The sequence below is a fragment of the Streptomyces noursei genome (assembly GCF_016917755.1).
GTDB classification, from domain to species: Bacteria; Actinomycetota; Actinomycetes; order Streptomycetales; family Streptomycetaceae; genus Streptomyces; species Streptomyces yunnanensis.
The window spans coordinates 7,637,395-7,658,473 of sequence record NZ_CP070326.1; the positions used below are offsets into that span (position 1 = coordinate 7,637,395).

The window sequence follows — 21,079 nt, forward strand, 5'->3', positions numbered from 1 at the left end:
GTCAGAGCGATCCGTTCACGCTGCTCGCCCCTCGCTTCACGACGCGTTCCAGCAGGGGGCCGAGCACGTTGGCATTCCAGTCGATCAACATCGGACGGCTCGCCGAGCGCGACGACATCGGGGGCCGCCAGGTCCGAGGTCTCTTCCGCCGGTCCGACAGCTATCTGCTGGGCTTCTACGTGCGTCACGGGGAGGACCGCCAGATCGTCTACACGTTCACCGAGGGCGGGAGAGACATGGTCCCGGGTGAGGTGTACGAGGGCGCCCAAAGGTCGCGCTTCCCCTTCCCCGTCACCTATCGCGACCTCCCCACCATCCAAGTCGGCCGGGGTTTCCTGAGGGATGCCGTACGCCAACTGTTCGACAACGACCCCGGCACGAGCAACCACCGACTGCAGGACGGTGTCGAGAGGCTGGCCGTAGCCCTGGCCGAAGGGTCGCGGTTCCAGTTGATTCCCGGGCTGATCGCCCAGTACATCCGGGGTGGGCAGAACTGGACGGTGGGCGACCACGAGGCGGAGATCCATGACTGGAACGATCGTTCCGGGGTCGTCGTGGACGCGCATACCGCCGACCCGAGCGGCGGCAACCGCTCCGTGTGGGGGCAGCAGCGCCCGTACCGCTGGAACGGCGCCAACGTGATGCTGACGGCGCGGGACCTCGCCCGCCGGCTCTACCTGATCAAGCCGCCGCCGAAGCTCTGACGTACAGAAACCGGTCACCGGGAGCGGCCGCCGGCGACGCCCGCGAGCCGGCCTCGGCCCAGAGGCCGGCGCCCGGGCCAGCACCTGTTCCCGTCACAGAACTCGATGGTGCAGGGATCGGAGGGAGTTCGAGCCGTCAGACCTCCCGGGCGCGTGCCGGTGACGTCGCGGCGCAGCATTGTTCGCTATAGGACACGATGTGTCATCGAGGGCGGGCGGCACGCACCGTACCGCGCGGCCCCGTCGACCCCGCCCCGTTCCGGGACCACCCCGGCGAGGAGTTCATCTTCGTCCACGAGGGGCAGGCCGAACTGATCCTCCCGTCGCGCACCATCGCCCTCGACCCCGGCGACTGCGCCTACTTCAAGGCCACCACACCCCAAAAGCTCCGCTCCCTGGGAACCAGGCGCGCCGCGGTCCTCCTCCTGGTCTCCAGCGACTACGACACTCCGGACGGCGCCCGACCCCCGCACTCCCGTCTGCCCTGAGGACCCGGCCGGGGAAGGTGAGGCAGGCGGCTTCCTGACCCTTGACGCAAACTCGTCGACTCACTGGGTTGGTCGCGGTGCGTCGGCATGAGCTGACCGATGAATCCTGGTTGGCGGTCGGGCCGTTGCCGGCTCCGGTGCGGATGAACCGTCCGGTGCGAGATCGCCGCAGGTCGTCAACGGCATCCTGTCGTCAACGGCATCCTGGGGAAGCCGTCCACCCGCTCGCCGGCCAGTTGTAGAGTGCCGGCCCGTGACCCACACCACCGACATCGACCGCGCCGGCATCACCGCACTTCTCGACGACGTCCGCGCGTCCGCCGCGCGCCTGGCCACCACGCTCGATGCGTTGACCGACCACAAGGCCCGCGAACCCTCCGCGCTTCCCACCTGGAGCCGCGGCCATGTCCTCACCCACCTCGCCCGCAGTGCCGATGCCTACCATTGGCTGCTCACGCTGGCCCGCACCGGCGTCGAGCCCGGACCGCGGGCGGATGCCGCCACCCTGGACCGGGCGCTGCGCGAGGGCGCCGAGCGCGATGCCACCGAACTCGTCGCCGATCTGCGTAGCAGTCTGAACTGCCTGTTCGACGAGGCGGGCGCCATGCCCGGCGATCGCTGGCCCACCCTCGTCTCGGCCCTCGCGGGCTGGCGACACCCCGCGTGGTTCACCCTCCACCGTGCCTGGCGCGAACTCGAAACCCATCATGTCGATCTGGACCTCGGCTACACCGCCATCAACTGGCCTGCCCAATACGTCATTTGGGCACTCGATGAAACCGTCGCCGCCCTGGCCGCACGCGCTTTCCCCGTCGCACGCGTCGAAGCCACCGATCTCGACCGCGCCTGGACCCTCGCCCCGACCGGACCCACCGTCACCGGTCCCGGCCACGCACTCCTCGCCTGGTTCTGCGGCCGCGGGTCCGACACGCTCCTCCGGCCGGATCGGCCGCTTCCCTCCCCGCCGGCCTGGCCGCTCCCACCGGCACCCGGCTGGAGTTGAGCGGTACGCGCTCAGAACAACACGGGTCCGTCGCCGGCGATCGCTCCCGCTCTCCGTTGGTAGAGCGCACCTGACCGGCGGTGCGGCAGATCGACGGTGCGGACCTTCAAGAACGCCTGTGCCTCGTAGTAGCGGCCAAGGTCAGCGTTGGTCTTCCACACATCGACACGGAGCCAGCGCTTGCCGGCCCTCGCCGCTTGCCGCGACGCCCAGTTGAGCATCGCGCTGCCCAGGGAAACGCCTCGGGCGAGGGGGCGGGCGATCAGCCGGTGCACGTACAGCGCCTCGTTCGGGGCATCGGCAGGTAGCCAGAATTCGGGATCGGCGCACTCGTCGGTGGTGATCGTCCCCAGGTAGACGGCACCATCGAGCACCACATGGGCGTTGCCCCGCTCGATGTCACGCACGATCGTTCCGCGGTTCGCCGGGTACTGCCACTGGTCGATTCCACGGGAGCGGAGCCACGCCGTCGCCTCGCCCCACATCGTGGCGATGGCGTCCGCCTCGGCGGCTCGGGCAGGCCGAAGAGTGAGGTGGTCAGGCATGCGTTGCCCTCGTCTCCAACTCGTAGCGTTGCGGGTGCCAATTGTCGCCCATCGGCTTCGAGTTCACGCAAGAGATCACTCCTGGTGCGCAGGTGGCCGAGCGGGCCCTGGGACAAGAGCGGGTGCGCAAGAACGTCAGGCCGACGGAGGAGCCGCCCTTCCGCGTGGATCTGGACGCCGGGGCGGTACGCATTCGCCGCAGCGGCGGCGGTGCGCGGGAGCCTCACGGACCGTCGTGAGACACCTGCGCACCGGGGCGTGAGGCTCCCGGGGGCAGGAAGTCGTCCAGAGCGACCGGTGAATCTCCCGTACAGGACAACCGACATGCAGAACAACCAGCATGACGGCTCCCCTCCCCTCCCCCATGGGCATCGCCTCGGCTGGGGCAAGGCAACTCGGAGGGCCGCCGTCATCGCTTCGTCGGTTCCGGATTCCGACCGCGCGCCAGACAGCTCATGAGACGGGGCATGGGGCCGTGATCGAGCATCGGGCGATGCCTTCGTACGTCGTGCGGCGAGTCGTCGCCCACGGTGCGCGCCCCGCAGGGTCCGTCGATCTACCCTGGACAACGACACGCAACTTAGGTAAGGCTAAGTTTAGTTGTTCGGATGGCTCCGCGAACACCATCAAGGAGTGAGCATGGGAAACCTCAGTGGCAAGATCGCACTCGTCACCGGCAGCAGCCGAGGCATCGGTCGCGGCATCGCCGAACGCCTGGCCCGGGATGGCGCGCTGGTCGCCGTGCACTACGGCCGTAACGAGGCGGCTGCCGAGGAGACCGCCGCGGCCATCGCCGCGGCCGGCGGCCGGGCCTTCGTCGTGGGCGCCGAACTGGGCGTTCCCGACGACGTGGACACCCTCACGGCGGGCCTGGAGGCCGGACTTCGCGCGCACGGGGAATCGTCGATCGACGTCCTGGTTCACAACGCGGGTCTCAACCACATGGGGCGACCGATCGAGGTCCTCACCCCTGAGGAGTTCGACCAGATGGTCGCGGTCAACGTCAAGGCACCGTTCTTCCTCACCCAACGGCTGCTGCCACGGCTGCGCGACGGCGGCCGGATCATCAACATCTCCTCCGTCTCCACGCGCATCGCCTCGGCCCACGGCATCGGGTATCCGCTCACCAAGGGCGCGCTGGAGGTGTTCAGTCACACCCTGGCCAAGCACCTCGGCCCCCGTGGCATCACCGTCAATTCCGTCGCGGTCGGCTTCACCCACACCGACATGACCGCCGAAGTGCTGGCCGACCCGGCGAACATGGAGCGCAACATCGGCCTGACCGCCCTCGGCCGGATCGGCCAGGTCCCGGACATCGCCGACGCGGTCGCCTTCCTGGCCTCCGACGACGCCCGCTGGATCACCGGTACCAAGCTCGACGTCACCGGCGGCGTCAACCTGTAGCAACGCCCAGCGGGCCTTCCGGGCCGGGCGCCACGAGGTGGCGTCGGCCGGCCGGTGGGCCAGCGTCGTACCTGGTTCCTGCCGGGGCCGTCAGCTGCTGAGTCGGTCGCGGAGGAGCGGGATCACCTCGGCGGCGAAACGGTCGAGGTACGGTGACGGGCCGCCCGACAGCGGTGCCGGCATCGGATGCGTGACGGCCACGGAGATCGGCAGGCCGTCCCCGAACACCCGCTCCAGTTGCCCGGTGATCATCGTGGGCGTCCCGTACAGCGCGAAGGCATCGGCCACCTCGTCCGGGAGGAAGGACACCACCTGGCCGGATTGCCGCAGGTCCGCGGCGTGGTGGAAGTCCGGCCACGATTTTGCTTTGAGTTCCTCGACGGGCGGTCCGTTCCACTCGAAGCCGGGTGGGTCGAACAGTCGAGGCGAGTACTCGTAGTATCCGGCGGCCATGGAACGGCTGATCAGGGCGGCGCGTTCGAGGTCGTCGTCCAGCACGGTGTGGAAGATGGCCCCGATCGTGACCTGGTCCGGATTCCGGCCCGCCTGGGTCGCCCCTGCCCGTACCGCGTCGATGGCCGACCGTAGGTTCGCCGGGTGGCGTCCGACCCTGACGAACACCCCGTCCGCCACCTGCCCGGCCATCCGCAGCGCGCGCGGCCCGCCGGCTGCATGCCAGACGGGAACCGGCGCGGCATGGGTCAGTTGGGCCCGTCGCGCGGCGCCCGGCCCCTCCACCTCCGCCCCCTCAGGAGTTCTCTGGTCAGGGTGACCGCGTCGGCGAGGCGGGCCACGGTTGCGGGGCTTCGGCCCATCAGCCGGACGGCCGTGACCCCCGCGCCGTAGGTCAGCATGGTGCGGCCGGGGGCGGTGCCTGCGACCGTGGCGATCGACGAGGCGATCACCGCGGGGTGACGCATCACCAGGTTCACGCTCAGCGGGCCGGGCCCGAGACCCGCCGCGCCCCGACCCACAGGGCAGGGCGCAGGGGCTGCGCATCACATGTGCATCACACGCACATCGCGCCGGCGCATCTGCGCGCCGGCCCGGTCGGGTCCTCACCAGACGACCGGCATGCTCCGCAGGCCGTAGACGATGTCGTTGCGCTTGAACTCCGACGGTGCCAACGGCCTCGCCAGCCGCAGCCCGGGAACGCGGCGCAGCAGCGTGGTCAGCGCGACCTGCAACTGGATCCGGGCCAGCTGCTGACCGATGCACTGGTGCGCGCCGAAGCCGAAGGCCAGATGTCTACGGGCCTGCCGGCCGAGATCGATGGTGTCCGGGGCCGTGAACACGCTCGCGTCCCGGTTGCCGGAGGGGATCGCGGCGACCACCCACTCCCCCGCCTGCACCGTGGTGCCGCCGACGGTGACGTCCTCGGTGGCGTATCGGAACAGCCCGAACTGAATCACCGACACATAGCGCAGCAGTTCCTCCACCGCGGCGCCGGCCGCGTCCGGCGCGCCGAGCAGCGCCGCCCTGCGCTCCGGACTCTGCAACAGCGCCACTGTGCTCAGCGTCATCATGTTGGCGGTGGTCTCATGCCCGGCGACCAGCAGCAACACGCCGAGTACGGTCAACTCCTGTACGGTCAGCGGCCGTTCGGTCGCATTGCCGCGGGCGATCAGACGGCTCAGCAGGTCGTCCCGTGGCTCGACGAGCCGTTGTTCGATCAGCTCGCCGAGGTAGTGCTCCAGCCGCCGGCTGGCCGCGTCGCGGGTGGCCGCGTCCGCCTCGAAGCCCATCAGGACCTCGCTGTCGCGTTGGAACGCCGCATGATCGTCGTAGGGCACACCGAGCAACTCGCAGATCACCAGCGAGGGGATCGGCAACGCGAAGTCCCGCACCAGGTCGGCGCCCGATCCGGCGAGCATCGCGTCGACCTGCTGGTCGGCGATCTTTTGGATGTACGGCCGCAGGGCCTCCATCCGCCGCACGGTGAACTCGCCGATCAGCAACCGCCGCAGCCGCGTGTGCTCCTCGCCGTCCAGCTGGATCATCGAGCCGGGCAACGGGTCGCGCATGTCGTAGGACGGCAACATGTGCATCGAGCCGGCGCCGCGGGAGCTCATCCGCGGATCCGCGAGCACGCTGCGGATGTCGTCGTACCGGCTGACCAGCCAGGCGTCCATCCCGGCCGGGCAGCGGACCGGCGTCACGGGCGCCTCGGCACGCAGCCGGGTGTAGGTCTCGTCGGGGTCGAAGGGGCGGGAATCCGGCCGGGTGACCGGGAATTCGAGGACTTCGGTACCGCGGGAAACGCGGGTGTTCGTCATGTGGGACAGCTCCAGGCCGACGGGAGGGACATGCATCACATCAATGGGTCGCAGCAACCTGCCGAGTGGCGGAACGTCACTGCCTGTCGACCATGTCGGGGGCTGCGGTCGGCTCGTCGTGCCTGCTGGTCGGGCGGCTGAAACGCCGGACTGCGGGGCGTTCGACCACCGTGTAGAGGACCGCTGCGAGGGCGATGCTGATCACGACGGTGAGCAGAATATGGATCAGTCTCGTCGACAGGGATGCGGTCATTGCCTGGCCCGTGGCGTGCACGCCATCGATCGGGCCGTACTGGATCACGAGGTAGTGCACCAGATAGAGGGCGAACGAAATCTCTCCCAGCCACACCATCATGCGGCCGCTCAAAAGTGTTCGCGCGGCGCGCATATCGGCGCCGGCTCCTTCCGCGATCACCAGGGCGAGCGCGAACGCGGTCGGCCCCGCACAGAGGCGGAATACGCCCGGGAGGAGGGATTGGACCACCACACAGAGGATCGTGAGAATGAGTGCCGGCGCCATGCCCAGGCGGATCCATTTTCCCGTCATCACGATGCGGGCCATCAGGATGCCGAGCACGAATTCCAGCATCCGGGTGATGGGAAGGCTGTAGGCGAACCAGGACTGCAGCTCCGGAACCGTCGGGTCCCACGAGGTGACCGGCTGCTCCGGCAACAACAGGGCAATGAACGGGACAGCGACGATCGCCGCGCCGACGACCATCGCCCACGACCACAACCGTGAGGGGCGTATACGCCTGATGAAATGGAACAGCCAGGGGAAGGCGAAATAGAAGACCATCTCACAGCCGAGGGTCCAACTCGGCACGTTGATGCCGGTCAATCCACCCAGGGCGTCAAAATTGGGAATCCAAGGCTCGATCAGCAGCAGCGTCGGGATCGTGTTGATCACCATGATCGGCACGCCGGCGACGGCCATCAACACCACGGTGGCCGCGAAAGTCGTCACATGGTTCGGCACAATCTTCACCAGGCGCCGACGCCAGAACAGTCGGGCGGTGTCATTCGGATCGGCGACCCAGGTGAGAATGAACCCGCTGAGGACGAAGAAGAAGGCCACTCCGACCGGCCCGAGGGTCGTGAGCAGATTCGACAGGTCAGGGTGCGTCGGTCCGGCGATTTGACCGGCCAGATGCGAGACCAGCACGGCGAAGGCCGCGATGAACCGCATACCGGTCAATGACGGAAGGCGACTCGGGCGAGCCGGCGGTTCCCACGTCTGCATAACCCTTGCCCTTCAGCTTTACGGCCCCTGTTTATAGCCCCTGAACCTATCGATCTGAAAATCAAAGGACTCCGGACAGAAGGATTTCGGCCTGCTCACCCACCCCCCGAGCCCCTGAAAACGTCCCTCGACCGCACCGACCGGAAAGGGATCAGCCTCCGCACCGGTCACCATCCGGCCAAACTCACCGATGCCCCCACAAGGGCAACTTCCCAGGTCAACCGGCCATTTGAGACCGCCGGCCCGGGGGCGGCGGGACGGAGACTGTCCTGAGCAGGGGCAGAACCAGCCCGCGCATGGCTGGACTGGCCAAACATCGCACGGGGTGAACCGGGCGCCGGATGCCTCAGCAGCGGCTGCGCCGACGCTCATGCCGCAGCTGAGGCGGGGTCGCCCACCCGAGAGCACCGGCCATCTACGGGAAACCGGTGGTGTGTTGACCTGGTGGTGGGTGGCGGTGGGCGGGTGTGCCGTGTCGGCGGCGGTGTCACCAGCGGACTGCGTCGTCCATCGACTGCTGCCAGTAGGTGGCGTTGAGGGAGTCGTCGATGTAGACCCCCTTGGCGGGCAGTGCGGGGTGGGCAGCCGCGCCGACGCTCTCATTGCCGGAGGGGCCGTGGAAGTAGACGGCCAGGGACTTCTCCGTCCTGCCGTGGGCGCCGCTGCCGTCGGTCGCCGACAGGCTCACCGAGGCGTAGCCGGACTCGCCCGGCTTGAGGGTGACGACGGCCTGCGGCTGGGACGCCTCGATGACCGGCGGCACTGACTGGGCCGCGCCGAAGCGGACGGCCGGATAGCCGTAGAGGTAGCAGGTGCGGCTGCCGGTGTTGGTGACCGTGAGCAGCATGTGGTTCACAGGGCGGTTGAGGAGGGCCGCGACCGTCTTGGTGTTGGAGCCCTGGCACGTGACGGCCTTGCCGACGGTGCCGGTCCTGCCGTTCCCCGACGCCGCGGGGGTCTTCCGCTCGGGCGTGTGGTCGGTCCGCTGCGAACCGGCGGGCGCGGTTCGTGCGTCGTCGTGGGAGGAGGAGCCCGACGAGGTGGCGGCGGAAGTCGACGCGGTGGCGGAGGCGTTCGCGGCCGCGCTCTCCCTGCGGACGCCCGAGCCGTCGTTGCACGCCGTCAGGGAGAGGACGGCGAGCACGCCGGTGGCGGCGGCGGTCAACAGGCGAGTGCGGGAGTTGCGGATGCTGGACATGTGGCCGAGCCCCTTCGGTGATGCGGTGGGTGTGGTGCTTGGATGGCAGAAGCTTGTGGAGTGATCCGTCCCAACCGCCACGAATGCCGGGCAATTGGGGACGCTGGAACACGGAAACGGGCTGTGACCAGGGGGAACGTGAGGGGCCTGGAACGCGGGAATGGGACGCGCCGGGCCGCATGGGGAAGGGGAGAAGCGGTGTCAGGGGCGACAGGGGCCACGGAAGCGACGGGGACCGCCGGGGACGGGGACGCGTTCGCGGCGCTGCTGCGGGGGCTCAAGGAACGCTCGGGACTGAGCTACGGGGCACTGTCCAAGCGACTGCACATGAGCACGTCGACACTGCACCGGTACTGCAACGGCAGCGCAGTGCCGACCGATTACGCCCCGGTCGAGCGGCTCGCCCGGGTGTGCCGGGCGACCCCCGAGGAACTGGTAGAGCTGCACCGGCAGTGGATTCTGGCGGATGCGGCGCGGGGACGTAAGGGATCGGGGCCGGGCCGTGCGGCGCGCGGCGTGGGGACCGAACAGCCCGAGGAAGCGCCGACGCCTGACGCCTCCACACCCGACACCGGGGACCGTCCTCAGAGCACTGCCGATTCGGGTGACGGGCCGCCCGAGGCAGCGGACGGGACCGCGTCGTCGCCCGTGGACGGCGAGCTCCGCCAACCCGCCGGAAGCGACGAACCGGTCGTCAGCGGCACCGTCCCGTCCGCTCCCCCGCGGCCCCGTCGGCGCCGCACCGCGCTCATCGCCGCCATCGCCGCGGCCGCCGTGCTGGGAACCGTCGTGCTCGCCGTGAATCTGTCGTCCTCCGCAGGCGGGGGCGGTGACGAGAGGGCCGCCGGGGTCGCCGGCATCGGTCCCGGTTCGGTGCGAGCGGACGACAAGCGGCCGTCCGCGGCGGCCTCCCCTTCCCCGTCCCAGAGCGCGAAGAGCGGCGAACCCTCCGCCTCGGCGTCGGAAGCCACGTCCCACCCCTCGGCATCGAAGTCCGCCGCCCACGGCGGCGGGGGCGCGGTCGAGCGCACCGGCGACGCGGCGGTCCACGTCGCCACCCGCCCCTACGTCTACGACAGCCCGTGCGGCCAACACTTCCTCGTCGACAGCGAGCCCGCACAGGTGGGCCCGCCCGCCGGCGAACAGGACGCGCCCCGGTGGGCCACCGCATACGGTGCGGTCTCCTCGGGACAGCAGCTCGTCGCGCTCACCGTGCAGGGCACCGGGAAGGAGACCGTCGTCCTGGAGGCGCTGCATGTGCGCGTCATCACGAAGGGCGCCCCGCTCCCGTGGAACGACTACTCGATGGGCGTCGGATGCGGCGGCAACGTCGACACCAAGTCATTCGACATCGACCTCGACAACGGCAGCCCCACCGTCACCGTCAAGAACGGCCAGCGCAACTTCCCCTACAAGACCAGCGAGTCCGACCCGGAGGTCTTCTACATCAGCGCCCGCACCAAGGCGCACGACGTCCGCTGGGACCTCACCCTGGACTGGTCCAGCGGCGACCGCCACGGCACCGTGCACATCAACGACAACGGCGCCCCGTTCCGCACCAGCGCCGACGCCGGACGCCCCGGCTACGACTACCCGCTGGGCGGCAGCGAATGGATCAGACGGGAGACATAGCCCGGTTGCCGGCCGTGGCCATCACTGGGTTGGGCGACCGGGCGGCAGGAGCGGGGCGGACCAGGCCGACTCCCATCGCCAGGACGCCCAGGAACCGGCATCGGCGAACGGCCCGGAGCGTTGCATGGCGAGGACCTGTGCGCGGGCGGCGCCGACGGCCTGGTGCTGTCCCGCCTCGAAGGTGCCCATTGGTTTCCCCTTCCTCCTGGCCCGGTCCCTTGGCAGGCCGCCGCACTCATCCTGATGGATGCCCGGCGACCGACTGGTGGGTACGGGGCTCGGGCCGACGGGGGGGGACGGGGTGGTCACCGCCCCATGGGCAGGGTGAGAAGCGGGGTGAGTTCCGCGTCGGTTGCCGGTCGGAGCGTCGCGAGGATCCGGCGGGCAGCAGGCAGGTCGGCGGGGTGGCCTGCGAGGGTGACGGTGTGGATCAGGCCGGCCTGACGCAGACGGAGTTCCTGCCTTTCATAGGGGCCTTTGTGCGTGATGAGTTGGCGGCCGTTGCCGTCGTCGGTGCACTGGATCGTTTCGCCGATCGGAACGGGGCAGCCGTCGGCGTCGGTGCGACGGGTGTCCTGACCCGGGTGTTCCACGGCCAGGTGGAGGCCGGGGGCGCCTGGTCGTTCGTACCCGGTGCCGAAGGTGTGCTCGCCGGCTCCGTCGATGCGCAGGGTGTAGCCGGTGGGCGGTTCGCCGACGCGCAGGAGTGCCCGGTCCACGCGGTTGGCGGTGAGCCAGGCGTCGAGTGTGGGGGGTTGCGCGGCGGCCCAGGCGTCGTAGCCGATGCCGGCGGCCACGGCGACGGTGACGCCGAGGGTTGCCAGCCGCGTGCGAATGCTCGGGAGGAAGAACGCCGCGGCGAGCGCGTAGCACACTCCGCCCCAAGGAAAGAGCAGAAGACTGTGACTGAGCCCGCCCGATGACGGTTCCAGCGCCGCGGCTCCCATGGTGGCGACGGTTCCGAAGGCGTAGACGCCCGCTGCCCAGACCCAGCGACCGCGCTTCCGGCGGGCGAGCGGTACGAACGGGGCGGCGGCAACGGCGAAGCCCGCGAGGAGGCTGACGACGAGAGCTGCCACGACGATGAAGACGGCGATCGCCACGAGCATGCTGTCGCCGAAGAACGCAACCAGGACGACCTGGAACTGGGCAGCGGTCAAGGCGCAGCCCACTACTCCCACCGCGGCAAGATGGACGGCTATTCGCCACGCTTCGGTTTTTTTGACCATGTTTCATGATCACGCAGCACCGGCAGCGGCGGTTCCGTTCGGGCGGAATTGAGGTGCACGGCGCACTTCCGGCGGCGTTCCGTTCACCTCACGCTTCCGTGCCGTCGCCGCCCGGCCGCGCCTCCCCCGCCCGAAGCTTCGCCGCGCGCTCGCGCGGGTCGTACCCGGGCCCAACGCCCTCGATCAGCAGCACGTCCCCTTCGATGTGATCGGTCCGAAGGCTCAGGATTTCCTGGTAGGCGGGGGACGCATACCAGGCATGCGCCGTGGCCAGGTCGGGAAACTCGATCAGCACCATACTGCCGGGCCAGGCACCCTCCACCACCTCGGCCGGCGGACCGTGGATGACGAAGCGCCCGTGGAAGGGGTCGAGCGTGGCCTGGATACGCTCCAAGTATTCCACGATGTCGGGGTGATGGCGGCGGCTGCGCAGATGCGCGAAGCCATATGCGGGCATGGCGGGTTCCTTTGCCGGTTGTCTGCGACCCCGTGAGGGACGACCGACCCGAAGGTAGCCGCGCGCTCCGACTCGCGGCGATTACCTCCGAGGTAAACCCACTACCGAAACCCACCACCGCTGCTGGAGCCCGGATGCGGTGCGATGCATGTGGTGCGGTGCGATGCATGTGGTGCGGTGCGATGCATGTGGTGCGGTGCGGTGCGGTGCGGTCACAGGCTATGAGCGAGGGGATGGAGCGGCTCGTACAGCGGCAGTTCGGCCCCGCTGGGGAGCCGGATCGCCGTCAGTTTGCCCCAGCGCTGTTCGCTGACCGGACGGGCGATCTCAACGCCCCGCTCGCGGAACTCGCGGAGCTGGGAATCGAGGTCATCGCACATCAGAGAGAGCTCGTGCTGGGGCGGGCCCTCGGTCGGGTGCACGGCCACCTCCGCCGGGGGCAGCTTGAAGATGAGCCAGCCACCGCCTGCGTCGACACCGCGAAAGCCAAGAACGTCACGGATGAAGACACGGTCTGCCTCGGCGTCCTGGCTGTAGAGGATGACATGCGCACCACTGATCATGGCTGACTCCTGCCCGTCGACGTGCTGGCGGTCGTGTCCATCGCATCCTGGCACGCCCGGCTGCGAGACGGCGCTTTGGCCGCGATGACACGACGCCTGAGTTGGCCGACAGTCGCGCACTGCGCCGATTGCGGTCTGTGTGGGCGAGCCTTGGACGCGCGGCGGGAGCGCCACCCACCGATCAGCACACCTGCGGTTGCCTTCACGATGGGGCAGTCGGCCCGATCGGTGCCGACACGGCGGTGCTGACATCGAAGCGCTTCACCTCGCCGTCCGCTACCCGCCAGCCTCGACCGCCTACGGCCAGCATGCTGGATCGCGTGACCAATGCTTTTGACGGGCTCATCGATCGCTTCCTCCTGTCCAGCCGCGAGTTCGAGCGGAAGCTCCGATCCGTACGAGCCGAACAGTGGACCTGGCCGACCCCTTGCACGGAGTGGAATGTGCGTCAGTTGACCAACCACGTGGCGCGGGGGAACCGCAATTACCTGCGTCTGCTGCACGGTGGCGACAGCGCGGAGTTCCTGCGGCTACGGGACGTTGACGCACTGGGTTCGGATCCGCTGGACGCCTACATCCGGTCTGTCCAGGAGCTGGCCCGGGCGTTCGGCCAGGCAGGCGCTCTGCAGCAGGTTCTGGACTATCCCTTGGGCCCGGTGACCGGGCAGCAGGCACTCGCTGTGAGGACCACCGACACCACGGTCCACACTTGGGATCTCGCACGGGCCGTCGACTTGGACGACGCTCTCGACGCCGGCCTCGTCATCTGGATCGATGAGCATCTGGAGGACATCTATGCCGGCCTGGCGGAAACGCCCACCGCTGCTGAAACGACCCATCGGTTCTTCGCCGCCCCCGAGGGTGCGCTCACTCGCGACGCCTCTCTCCAGTCGCGTCTGCTGTACAGGATGGGAAGGCTGCCCGCATCCGGTCGCTGAGGTCGTGTACTGGCAGCCTCTGGTGCACCGGTGCAGCAGGTCGTGAATGGTCGCGTGGTCTCCTCGCCATGGGAGGTCGCAGCCCCCAGTCGCGGGCGAACGCTCCGTCGAAGCCCAACATCGCCTCGATCGCGGCACTGTCGCCGTCGCGCGCGACCGTGGTGACGTCGATGCTGCGCGGCCGGCCGAGGGTGCGCGTGATGATGTCCATGTCGCTGTGCATGTCCTCCAGCGGAAGCGTCCTGAGCCCGAGCGAGACGCCTGGCCACAGGTGGGCGGTCCAGTTCCACAGTGTCAGCTGCTCCAGGCGGCCGTAGATGCCCGTGCGGACGGCGTCGAACAGGGCCTGGTTGGCCGGGATGAACTGCTCGAACATGCCCACGAACACCTGCGTGCCCTCGCGTCCGGCGGCTTCGGCCACGCGTCGGGCGTCGGGCGTCGTCCATGTTCCCGGCCAACGGCAGCTCGACCAGCGCGTGCTTGCCCACGTCCAGCGCCCGCGGCGCGTACTGGGCGTGCAACGGCGACGGCAGGCAGATGTCGACCAGGTCGAAGTCGCCTTCGAACGCCGGTCCATGTCAGCTCGACGGCCCTGGCGGTGACGGCCGGCACGTCGGTGACCAGGAAATCGGGCATCAGGTAGTCGACGACGTCCGCACCCAGGTCGTCCACCCGCCCGACGGCCACTGGTTGCCGGTGAAGACGTTGTGGTACGGCTTGCCGCCGGCGGATTCGTCCAGCGTGCACCGCCAGCCGAACGCCTGCCGGTAGAAGTCCGCGGTCGCCTCGGCGTCGGTGGTGCCGACCTCGAACCAGGCATAGGAGCCGGGCACGGGCCGGCCCAGCTTCTCCAGCCGCTCCTGGTCGGCGCCGACGTCCGCCGAGACGATCGAGACGTTCAACGCCTCCTCGGGGCTGTCGGCGTTGTCGTAGATCGCTCCCATAGGGAACGGCAGGCCCGGCGCCATGATCCGCGTGTAGGTGACTGCGCCCACCGACGAGTCGGGGTCGACTGCGAAGTCCCAGCCGAGCAACGCGCCGTAGAAGTCCTTGACGGCCTGACCGACTGCAGTCCTGATCTCGAACCAGACGACATTGCCCGGATCCATGAAGCCCACGATGGCTCCTCCTCCTTCATCTTCCACGGAACCTTCTGAAGATCCTTCTGAAACGGACGTCGCGCAGGGCCACACGCCCGCCACCGATCGGGCTGTGCAACGGACAGCGCCGCCCCGCTCCGCTCGGCGGACGCGGCCCCGCCAGACACCTCGACGCCAGGAGCCCAATAGGTCGGCGAATGTCCCAATGGACGGTCGTCCCTCATCCGGTCGAGCCCGAACGCCCCCTCGTACACGAGGCCGGGACAACATCCGCATCTTTGTTGTTTCTGCCAGTACGACGCTCTGTCGGGGTGCGGGAAGACTGCCCGCCAAAGGCTGCGGCGGGTCCCGGGGATCGGGAGGCCGGGGCCAAGGACATGACGAGGCAAACGGGAGGACCGCACGATGGGCGTGCAGCAGTACGACGAGATCGGTGAGGCGTTCGAGGGCTTCAAGTCCCTGCCGCTGGCGCACTACGCGGAGGTGCCCGGCTTCCTGGCCATGGTCGGGGACGTGCGCGGCAAGTCGGTCCTCGACCTGGCCTCCGGCACCGGCTTCTACAGCCGGGAGTTCAAGCGGCGTGGCGCCACGGAGGTGCTCGGAATCGACATCTCCGGTGAAATGGTCGCGGCGGCACGGGAGTTGGAGGAGCGCGACCCGCTGGGTGTGCGCTATGACGTGGGTGATGTGTCCGTACTGCGACCCCTCGGGCGGCGCTTCGACATCGCCACGGCGGTCCAACTGCTCAACTACGCGGACGACGTCGCCGCCATGGAGCGGATGTGCCGCAACGTGCACCGCAACCTGACACCCGGCGCCGAGTTCTTCATGCTCAACCAGACACCCGACTACCGCTTCGACGGGCCGTCCATGGGCAAGTACGGGTTCCTCAGCGAGCCGACGGACGAGGAGGCCGAGACCGGGCCGCGAGTGCGGATCACGGCGCTGCTCGACCCGCCGATCTCGTTCGTCACCGCCTGCCCGCGCCGCGAGGTCTATGAGGAGTGTCTGCAGGCCGCCGGATTCAGCGAGTTGGCCTGGGTCCCGTTGGAGGTGTCCGACGCCGGTATGCGCAAGTTCGGTGCGGACTTCTGGGCGGACTTCCTTGCCAACCCTCCGCTGGAGATGCTGCGCTGCCGCGCCTGACGACCGACCGGTCGGCCCGGCGCCCCGGCGCCCCGGCCTCCGCGCCTCGCCCGAACGGAGGCCGGGCCGTTGCCAGGCACGGGCCGAGTTCTCCGGAATTCCACGGCTCTCGACCCCGAGAGGAACGTCTCGTCGGCGATCCGCTCCTGGACCGGCACTCCCCTCGCCAGTAAGGTGCAAAGCACTGATTTGGTGATGACAGGAGAGAGGGAACCCGTGCGGGATTGGCAGTTGAGCCGGACCTTCGCAAGTCGTTCGGGCAAGGTGAGCTGGGAGGCGCTCGGCGATCCGTCGGCCCCACCGGTGGTGCTCCTGCACGGCACGCCCTTCTCCTCGTACGTCTGGCGTGCAGTCGCGCGGTCGCTGGCCCAGCGGTTTCGCGTGTTCGTGTGGGACATGCCCGGCTATGGATCGTCAGAGAAGTACGAAGGACAGGACGTGTCGTTGGCCGCCCAGGGCCGGATCTTCCGGGACCTGCTGGACCACTGGGGTCTGGCGGAACCTCTGGTCGTCGCGCATGACTTCGGCGGAGCTGTCGCGCTGCGTGCCCACCTGTTGCACGACGCCCGGTACCGTCGACTGGTCCTCGTGGACCCTGTCGCGCTGGCTCCCTGGGGTTCACCGTTCTTCCGACTCGTCGGCGACCACAGCGAGGTGTTCGCACAGTTGCCGCCGGCCCTGCACAGGGCCCTGGTGCAGGAGTACATCGCCTCCGCGAGCCACCCGGGCCTGCACCCGGCGACGAGGGACAGGCTTGTCGCGCCGTGGCTGGGCGAACAAGGCCAACCCGCCTTCTACCGGCAGATCGCCCAGGCCGACCAGCGCTTCACCGACGAGATCCAGGATCGGTACGGGGAGATCGCCCTGCCCGTGCTGGTGTGTTGGGGCGAGGACGACACATGGATCCCCGTGGCCAGGAGCCGGGAGCTCACCTCCGCCATTCCCGGAGCCATCTTGCGACTCATCCCCGGCGCCGGTCACCTGGTCCAGGAGGACGCCCCGGCCGAACTCACCGCAGCGGTACTGGAGTTCCTCGCAGTCGATGGGTGAACCAGCCGACGCGCCTCAGCCACCGAACATCGCCGCGCCCTCTCGGCCCTTTGCCTGGTTCTCGGCAACGTAGGGCCGCATCTCCGCCTCGTATGCGGCGAACGCCGTCACGTGGTCGCCGCTCGCCTCGGCCAGCTGACGGGCCAGCGTGCGCGCGCCGATGAGTGCCTGCGAGGTGCCCATGCCGCTGGTGGGTGCAGCGCAGTACCCCGCGTCGCCGATCAACGTGATCCGGCCGTGCGACCACCGGTCCAGGTGGATCTGACTGGCGGAGGAGAAGTAGAAGTCATCCGCTGCCGTCATGGCCTCCAGGAGGCGGGGCGTCTCCCATGCGTTGCCGGCGAACGCCTCCCGCACCGCCTGCTCCTGCTCGTCCCGACTCCGCCGGTCCAGCGCGGGAGAGTCGGTGGCGAAGGACAGGCTGACCATCAGGCTGTTCGGGTCGGCGGCGCTGAACGCGTAGATCGCCGTGCCCCTGCCCTGCTGCAGCACTCCGCCGTGGTCGAGGCCGAGGTGGTTGGGCGCGGTGAATCCGGCCCCGGACATGCCCAGGTGCCGTATGACGTCGGAGTGCGGGCCGAAGGCGAGTTGGCGCACCTTCGAGTAGTTGCCGTCCGCGCCGATGACGAGGTCGAAGCGGCGGGACGCGGCTCGCTCGAACCCGACCTCGACTCCGTTGTCGTCCTGGGCGAGAGCGTTGATGGAGTCGTCGAACACATACTCCACGTCGGCCGCGGTGAGCCGGTGCAGGATCCGGGTCAGTTCCCGCTTGGGCACTTCGAGCTCGCCGGCGAACACTTCGGCCGGCAGCCGTCCGATCTCGGCCCCCGTCGCGTCCAACAGCGCGGTGCCGCGCATCTTCGTGTCCTGGCCGCGGACCTCGTCGAGGACGCCCATCTCCTGGAGCGCGTCGAACGCCGCGCCGCGGAAGTCGACCGCGTACCCGGTGTCCCGGAGATCGGGCGCACGCTCGACAACGGTCACCTCGTAACCGTCGCGCCGCAGGAAGTAGGCCAGGGCCGGCCCGGCCACGCTGGCACCCGAGATCAGAACCCTCCCCTTCTCCGCCTTCGTCACCTTCGTCTTCGTGTTCGCGTTCGCGTTCGGCGTCATGGGCAGCACCGTAGACAGGGTTTGCCCATTTGGTCAAACCATCTGGATGAACCAAATGGGCAATCGTCCGTTATGCTGTGCGGCATGGGAAACCGAGAAGATCTACTGGCCGGGGCCAAGCGGTGCCTGATCGAACGCGGCTGGGCACGCACCACCGTCCGGGACATCGCCTCAGCCGCCGGAGTCAGTCATGCCGCCATCGGCTACCACTTCGGCTCCAAGGACGCGCTGCTCACCCAGGCACTGGTGCAGGCGGTGGACGAACTCGGCGATGAACTGGCCTCACGCGCCCCGGCGGACAAGCCGGAAGAGCGCTGGCAGGCACTGATCGACAGCTTCACCACACACCGGGCACTGTGGGTGGCTCAACTAGAGGCCGCAGTGCAGGCCCAACGGTCACCGGAGGTGCGCGCGCACCTCGCCGAGGGGCAGCGTCAGGGACGCGAGGGACTGGGCGGCTCGGTACCGCTCGCGTTGCTGACCGGACTGATGCTGCAGTGGCTGGTGGACCCGGAACACGCACCGTCCGGCGCGGACGTGACCCACGAGCTTCGCTCGCTCGGCAACGGGATCTGACTCACGCCCTGCGGCTGCCGGCCGCAAGCCACCCCGCCGCCTCATGTCGCCCACAGCTCACGGGCGCGGGGAAGGCACCGCCTCCAGGTGGGCCTTGAGGCGTTCGAGCGTGGTACCGATGTGGACACCGTTGGCCCCCATGCGGTTGCGCACACCGGTGACGAGAATGGCGACGGGGACGAACCACAGGGGCACCCGTATCCAGTTGGTCTCGGTGATGACGCAGCCCTCTTCGGCGGGCACTATGTCATATTGCCAACGCGAGATGGGCACATGGAGCGGTGTCACGGTCACCTCGTAGGCGAAGCGCTGCGAGGCCGCGGCGTCGGTGACACGGCAGCGGGTGACCCAACGGCGCAGACCGTTACGGTTCCAACCCTGGAAGCGCGCGCCGACCACGGCACGGGTGCCACCGTCCAGCCAGCGGGCGCGGTACGTCTCCTCGGCGAAGCGCGCCATGGCCGTCGGATCGCTGATGACCGCGTACGCCTGGGCCGCGGTGGCGTGGATCGTGACGGACCCGATGGCGGCGGGCTCGGGGAATCGCGGAATTCTCATCGGGCTTCTCTTTCGCTGAGGTGATCGGTGACTACATCAGTCAACGAGACGCCCGTCAACACCCTTGAGGCGACCGGGCAGGTTCAAGCCCCCTGCAAGTAGGCCGGTTTGACGAAACCCATGCCCATGCGACCCGAGCGGACGCGGGCGCGAACATCACCGAGTCCCCCATGCTCGTCTCGTTAGGGCTGCTCCTCAGGCCGCCCCCTCAGACCGCTGCCTGAGGCCGCTCCCTAAGGTCGCCCTTCACGACTCCTCCGCGTCTGGGCGTGGGCACTCGGCCGGGAAGAAGATCCGGCTGAGGAGGTACGGGGCGCGGCCCGGCGCGGGCCGGTTGGCGAGCAGGGGCCCCAGGATTTCCAGCATCTTGTGGTTCATCTCGGCGAGTTCGTCCTGGCTGAGCCAGAGCGTGCCCTGGCGATAGGCGACCGCATCGGCGACCGGGGCCGCGCCGGGCCGGTCGAGATAGGCGTTGAACTCTGCGATCAGCACGGCCATGGCGGCGGCGAAGCCCCGGCGATGGTCGTCCAGCGACATCGCGGACGCCGCGTCGGCGTCGATGACCGGGCGGTCCCGGCGGAGCCGGTAGTGACGCTCGACGGCACCGCGTACCCGCTGCTCCTCGACCAGTTCCAAGAAGCCCGCCTCGGCGAGCAGGGCGACATGCCGATACATGGTCACCTTCGGCACCTCGGGCATGCGCTCACGCAGCTGAGAGGTGGTCAGCACACGCTCTCCGGCGAGGGCGTGCAGCACGCGCAGGCGCACGGGGTGGAGGAGTAGTTCGGTAGCGTCCATGGCTGTACTGTTTCACGAGCGGTACCATTACCAAAATTGGAAACAGCAGAGGGGGGCGTATGCGCCAGGCAGAGGGGCGGACGGTCCAGGTGAACGGCCGGTCCGTCTATGTCGAGGAGTCGGGCAGCGGGCCGGACTGGGTGGTCTTCGAAGCGGGCCAGGGCCTGGGGCGCACCTGCTGGGATTCGGTGTTGCCGCTGCTCGCGGGGCGGGCGCGACTGGTGGCGTACGACCGCGCCGGATTCGGCCGCAGCGGACGGACGACGGCACAGCTGGGTATCGACGACCTTGCCGCGGACCTGGTCGCGCTGGTCGAGGCGGTCGTCCCCGGCCGGTGTGTGCTTGTCGCGCACAGCATGGGCGGGCTGGTCGCCCGGCGTGCGGTGGAGAGTCTGGGGCCGCGGCTGCGGGGGTTGGTACTGCTCGATCCGACGCCGGAGACCGCGCCCGCGTACGACACGTTCGATCAGACCGTCGGGAGGGTCGACCGCGCAATGGGGGTGTCGCAGGCGCTGGTCCGGTTCCGCCCGTTGGCTCGCATGGCCAGCGGACATGTCCGACGCGTCTTCCCTGCGGACACCTACGCGACCATGCTCGCCGAAGACTTCGTCCCGGACGGCATCGCGCAGACGCGGAAGGAGCTCAAGGCCGTGGCGGCGGCCATTCCACAGTTCCGCTCCGAGCCGCCCGGCCTCCCGGAGTGCCCAACGGTCCTGCTCTCGGCGACCCGCCCCGCAAAGGGCCGGGAACAGCAGCATGCCGCTCTCGCCGAACATCAGCGACGTTGGGTCGAGACGCTGCCGGACGGGCGGTTCGAGGCGGTCGACTCGGGCCATTTCCTCCAGGCCGAACAGCCGGCGATCGTTGCGGACCGGATCGGGCACTACCTCGACCGCGCTCCGGACCGACACGCACGATCGGCCTGACGCCCCCCGAACGATGAAGGTCTCACAGCCTCCTTAAGGCAACACCGGGCGCTCTCCCCGCACGCCAAGCCATTCCCGCCGACGCGGTACTGCGCGCGACAGACGCCGATCGCGAGCGGGCCGCGGTGCACT

General features: G+C 69.1%; 25 protein-coding genes and 1 pseudogene. 11 read left to right on the top strand and 15 right to left on the bottom strand.

Annotated features, from left to right (window positions below; translation table 11 throughout):
* Window positions 1–68: 68 nt before the first annotated feature.
* The 4 genes and pseudogenes from JNO44_RS33295 (at window position 69) to JNO44_RS33305 (ending at window position 2,195) form a co-directional block, all read left to right on the top strand.
* A complete protein-coding gene (locus tag JNO44_RS33295; protein WP_205367575.1) occupies window positions 69–704 on the top strand; it encodes a ribosome-inactivating family protein in 636 nt (211 codons plus the stop codon).
* 197 nt (window positions 705–901) lie between these two features.
* Window positions 902–1,192 (top strand): cupin domain-containing protein, encoded by a 291-nt coding sequence (locus tag JNO44_RS33300; RefSeq protein ID WP_205367576.1) that lies wholly within the window; start codon window positions 902–904, stop codon window positions 1,190–1,192.
* Between the two features lie 41 nt (window positions 1,193–1,233).
* A pseudogene (locus JNO44_RS45270) lies at window positions 1,234–1,427 on the top strand (hypothetical protein); the annotation flags it as partial.
* 18 nt (window positions 1,428–1,445) lie between these two features.
* On the top strand, window positions 1,446–2,195 hold the full coding sequence (locus JNO44_RS33305; RefSeq protein WP_205367577.1) for a maleylpyruvate isomerase family mycothiol-dependent enzyme: 750 nt from the start codon (window positions 1,446–1,448) through the stop codon (window positions 2,193–2,195).
* 11 nt (window positions 2,196–2,206) lie between these two features.
* Here the strand turns inward: JNO44_RS33305 and JNO44_RS33310 are convergent, their stop codons facing one another.
* Entirely contained in the window at window positions 2,207–2,740 is a 534-nt protein-coding gene (locus tag JNO44_RS33310) for a GNAT family N-acetyltransferase (RefSeq protein WP_205367578.1), read from the bottom strand.
* Window positions 2,741–3,379: 639 nt separating this feature from the next.
* On the opposite strand from JNO44_RS33310, the gene JNO44_RS33315 reads away from it, so the two are divergent.
* The gene (locus tag JNO44_RS33315) at window positions 3,380–4,144 is read left to right on the top strand and encodes an SDR family NAD(P)-dependent oxidoreductase (RefSeq protein WP_205367579.1); all 765 of its coding nucleotides are present in this window, start codon (window positions 3,380–3,382) and stop codon (window positions 4,142–4,144) included.
* Between the two features lie 90 nt (window positions 4,145–4,234).
* Here the strand turns inward: JNO44_RS33315 and JNO44_RS33320 are convergent, their stop codons facing one another.
* The 5 genes from JNO44_RS33320 to JNO44_RS33340 all read right to left on the bottom strand — a co-directional run bounded on the left by JNO44_RS33320 (window position 4,235) and on the right by JNO44_RS33340 (window position 8,861).
* The gene (locus JNO44_RS33320; protein ID WP_205367581.1) at window positions 4,235–4,882 is read right to left on the bottom strand and encodes an LLM class flavin-dependent oxidoreductase; all 648 of its coding nucleotides are present in this window, start codon (window positions 4,880–4,882) and stop codon (window positions 4,235–4,237) included.
* Window positions 4,846–5,064, bottom strand: a complete 219-nt coding sequence (locus JNO44_RS33325) for an LLM class flavin-dependent oxidoreductase (RefSeq protein WP_275695817.1) — start codon at window positions 5,062–5,064, stop codon at window positions 4,846–4,848. Before JNO44_RS33325 ends, JNO44_RS33320 begins: the two co-directional genes overlap by 37 nt.
* A 138-nt stretch (window positions 5,065–5,202) precedes the next feature.
* Window positions 5,203–6,420 carry a cytochrome P450 gene (locus JNO44_RS33330; RefSeq protein ID WP_205367586.1) on the bottom strand — a complete coding sequence of 406 codons (1,218 nt, stop codon included), beginning with the start codon at window positions 6,418–6,420 and terminating at the stop codon, window positions 5,203–5,205.
* Window positions 6,421–6,496: 76 nt separating this feature from the next.
* Window positions 6,497–7,609 carry an acyltransferase family protein gene (locus JNO44_RS33335; RefSeq protein WP_205367588.1) on the bottom strand — a complete coding sequence of 371 codons (1,113 nt, stop codon included), beginning with the start codon at window positions 7,607–7,609 and terminating at the stop codon, window positions 6,497–6,499.
* Between the two features lie 541 nt (window positions 7,610–8,150).
* Window positions 8,151–8,861 (bottom strand): DUF4232 domain-containing protein, encoded by a 711-nt coding sequence (locus tag JNO44_RS33340; RefSeq protein ID WP_205367589.1) that lies wholly within the window; start codon window positions 8,859–8,861, stop codon window positions 8,151–8,153.
* Between the two features lie 198 nt (window positions 8,862–9,059).
* Between JNO44_RS33340 and JNO44_RS33345 the strand changes: the two genes are divergently transcribed.
* Window positions 9,060–10,493 (top strand): transcriptional regulator, encoded by a 1,434-nt coding sequence (locus tag JNO44_RS33345; protein ID WP_205367590.1) that lies wholly within the window; start codon window positions 9,060–9,062, stop codon window positions 10,491–10,493.
* A gap of 21 nt (window positions 10,494–10,514) precedes the next feature.
* Here JNO44_RS33345 and JNO44_RS33350 read toward each other — a convergent pair whose 3' ends face one another.
* The 4 genes from JNO44_RS33350 to JNO44_RS33365 form a co-directional block, all read right to left on the bottom strand.
* On the bottom strand, window positions 10,515–10,682 hold the full coding sequence (locus tag JNO44_RS33350; protein WP_205367591.1) for a hypothetical protein: 168 nt from the start codon (window positions 10,680–10,682) through the stop codon (window positions 10,515–10,517).
* A gap of 116 nt (window positions 10,683–10,798) precedes the next feature.
* Window positions 10,799–11,653 carry a hypothetical protein gene (locus JNO44_RS33355; protein WP_205367592.1) on the bottom strand — a complete coding sequence of 285 codons (855 nt, stop codon included), beginning with the start codon at window positions 11,651–11,653 and terminating at the stop codon, window positions 10,799–10,801.
* A gap of 157 nt (window positions 11,654–11,810) precedes the next feature.
* On the bottom strand, window positions 11,811–12,179 hold the full coding sequence (locus JNO44_RS33360) for a DUF1330 domain-containing protein (RefSeq protein WP_205367593.1): 369 nt from the start codon (window positions 12,177–12,179) through the stop codon (window positions 11,811–11,813).
* Window positions 12,180–12,391: 212 nt separating this feature from the next.
* Window positions 12,392–12,742, bottom strand: coding sequence for a VOC family protein (locus tag JNO44_RS33365; protein WP_205367594.1), 351 nt, complete (start codon window positions 12,740–12,742; stop codon window positions 12,392–12,394).
* 320 nt (window positions 12,743–13,062) lie between these two features.
* Between JNO44_RS33365 and JNO44_RS33370 the strand changes: the two genes are divergently transcribed.
* Complete coding sequence (locus JNO44_RS33370; RefSeq protein ID WP_240167767.1) at window positions 13,063–13,680, top strand: TIGR03086 family metal-binding protein; 618 nt, start codon at window positions 13,063–13,065, stop codon at window positions 13,678–13,680.
* Here the strand turns inward: JNO44_RS33370 and JNO44_RS33375 are convergent.
* The gene (locus tag JNO44_RS33375) at window positions 13,610–14,101 is read right to left on the bottom strand and encodes a hypothetical protein (protein ID WP_240167768.1); all 492 of its coding nucleotides are present in this window, start codon (window positions 14,099–14,101) and stop codon (window positions 13,610–13,612) included. The genes JNO44_RS33370 and JNO44_RS33375 overlap by 71 nt on opposite strands.
* A 214-nt stretch (window positions 14,102–14,315) precedes the next feature.
* The gene (locus tag JNO44_RS33380; protein WP_205367597.1) at window positions 14,316–14,798 is read right to left on the bottom strand and encodes a VOC family protein; all 483 of its coding nucleotides are present in this window, start codon (window positions 14,796–14,798) and stop codon (window positions 14,316–14,318) included.
* Window positions 14,799–15,185: 387 nt separating this feature from the next.
* Here JNO44_RS33380 and JNO44_RS33385 point away from each other — a divergent pair, with 387 nt between their 5' ends.
* Both JNO44_RS33385 and JNO44_RS33390 read left to right on the top strand, forming a co-directional pair.
* Window positions 15,186–15,926, top strand: a complete 741-nt coding sequence (locus JNO44_RS33385; RefSeq protein WP_205367598.1) for a class I SAM-dependent methyltransferase — start codon at window positions 15,186–15,188, stop codon at window positions 15,924–15,926.
* 216 nt (window positions 15,927–16,142) lie between these two features.
* On the top strand, window positions 16,143–16,976 hold the full coding sequence (locus JNO44_RS33390; protein ID WP_205367599.1) for an alpha/beta fold hydrolase: 834 nt from the start codon (window positions 16,143–16,145) through the stop codon (window positions 16,974–16,976).
* A gap of 15 nt (window positions 16,977–16,991) precedes the next feature.
* On the opposite strand, the gene JNO44_RS33395 is transcribed toward JNO44_RS33390, so the two are convergent.
* Window positions 16,992–18,089 carry an FAD-dependent monooxygenase gene (locus tag JNO44_RS33395; protein WP_205367600.1) on the bottom strand — a complete coding sequence of 366 codons (1,098 nt, stop codon included), beginning with the start codon at window positions 18,087–18,089 and terminating at the stop codon, window positions 16,992–16,994.
* An 84-nt stretch (window positions 18,090–18,173) separates the two neighbouring features.
* On the opposite strand from JNO44_RS33395, the gene JNO44_RS33400 reads away from it, so the two are divergent.
* The gene (locus tag JNO44_RS33400) at window positions 18,174–18,665 is read left to right on the top strand and encodes a TetR/AcrR family transcriptional regulator (protein WP_039639882.1); all 492 of its coding nucleotides are present in this window, start codon (window positions 18,174–18,176) and stop codon (window positions 18,663–18,665) included.
* A gap of 57 nt (window positions 18,666–18,722) precedes the next feature.
* Here JNO44_RS33400 and JNO44_RS33405 read toward each other — a convergent pair whose 3' ends face one another.
* Together JNO44_RS33405 and JNO44_RS33410 are read right to left on the bottom strand one after the other, a co-directional pair.
* Entirely contained in the window at window positions 18,723–19,223 is a 501-nt protein-coding gene (locus JNO44_RS33405; RefSeq protein WP_205367601.1) for an SRPBCC family protein, read from the bottom strand.
* 246 nt (window positions 19,224–19,469) lie between these two features.
* Window positions 19,470–20,021, bottom strand: a complete 552-nt coding sequence (locus JNO44_RS33410; RefSeq protein ID WP_205367602.1) for a helix-turn-helix domain-containing protein — start codon at window positions 20,019–20,021, stop codon at window positions 19,470–19,472.
* 59 nt (window positions 20,022–20,080) lie between these two features.
* On the opposite strand from JNO44_RS33410, the gene JNO44_RS33415 reads away from it, so the two are divergent.
* Complete coding sequence (locus JNO44_RS33415; RefSeq protein WP_205367603.1) at window positions 20,081–20,947, top strand: alpha/beta fold hydrolase; 867 nt, start codon at window positions 20,081–20,083, stop codon at window positions 20,945–20,947.
* Window positions 20,948–21,079: the final 132 nt, after the last annotated feature.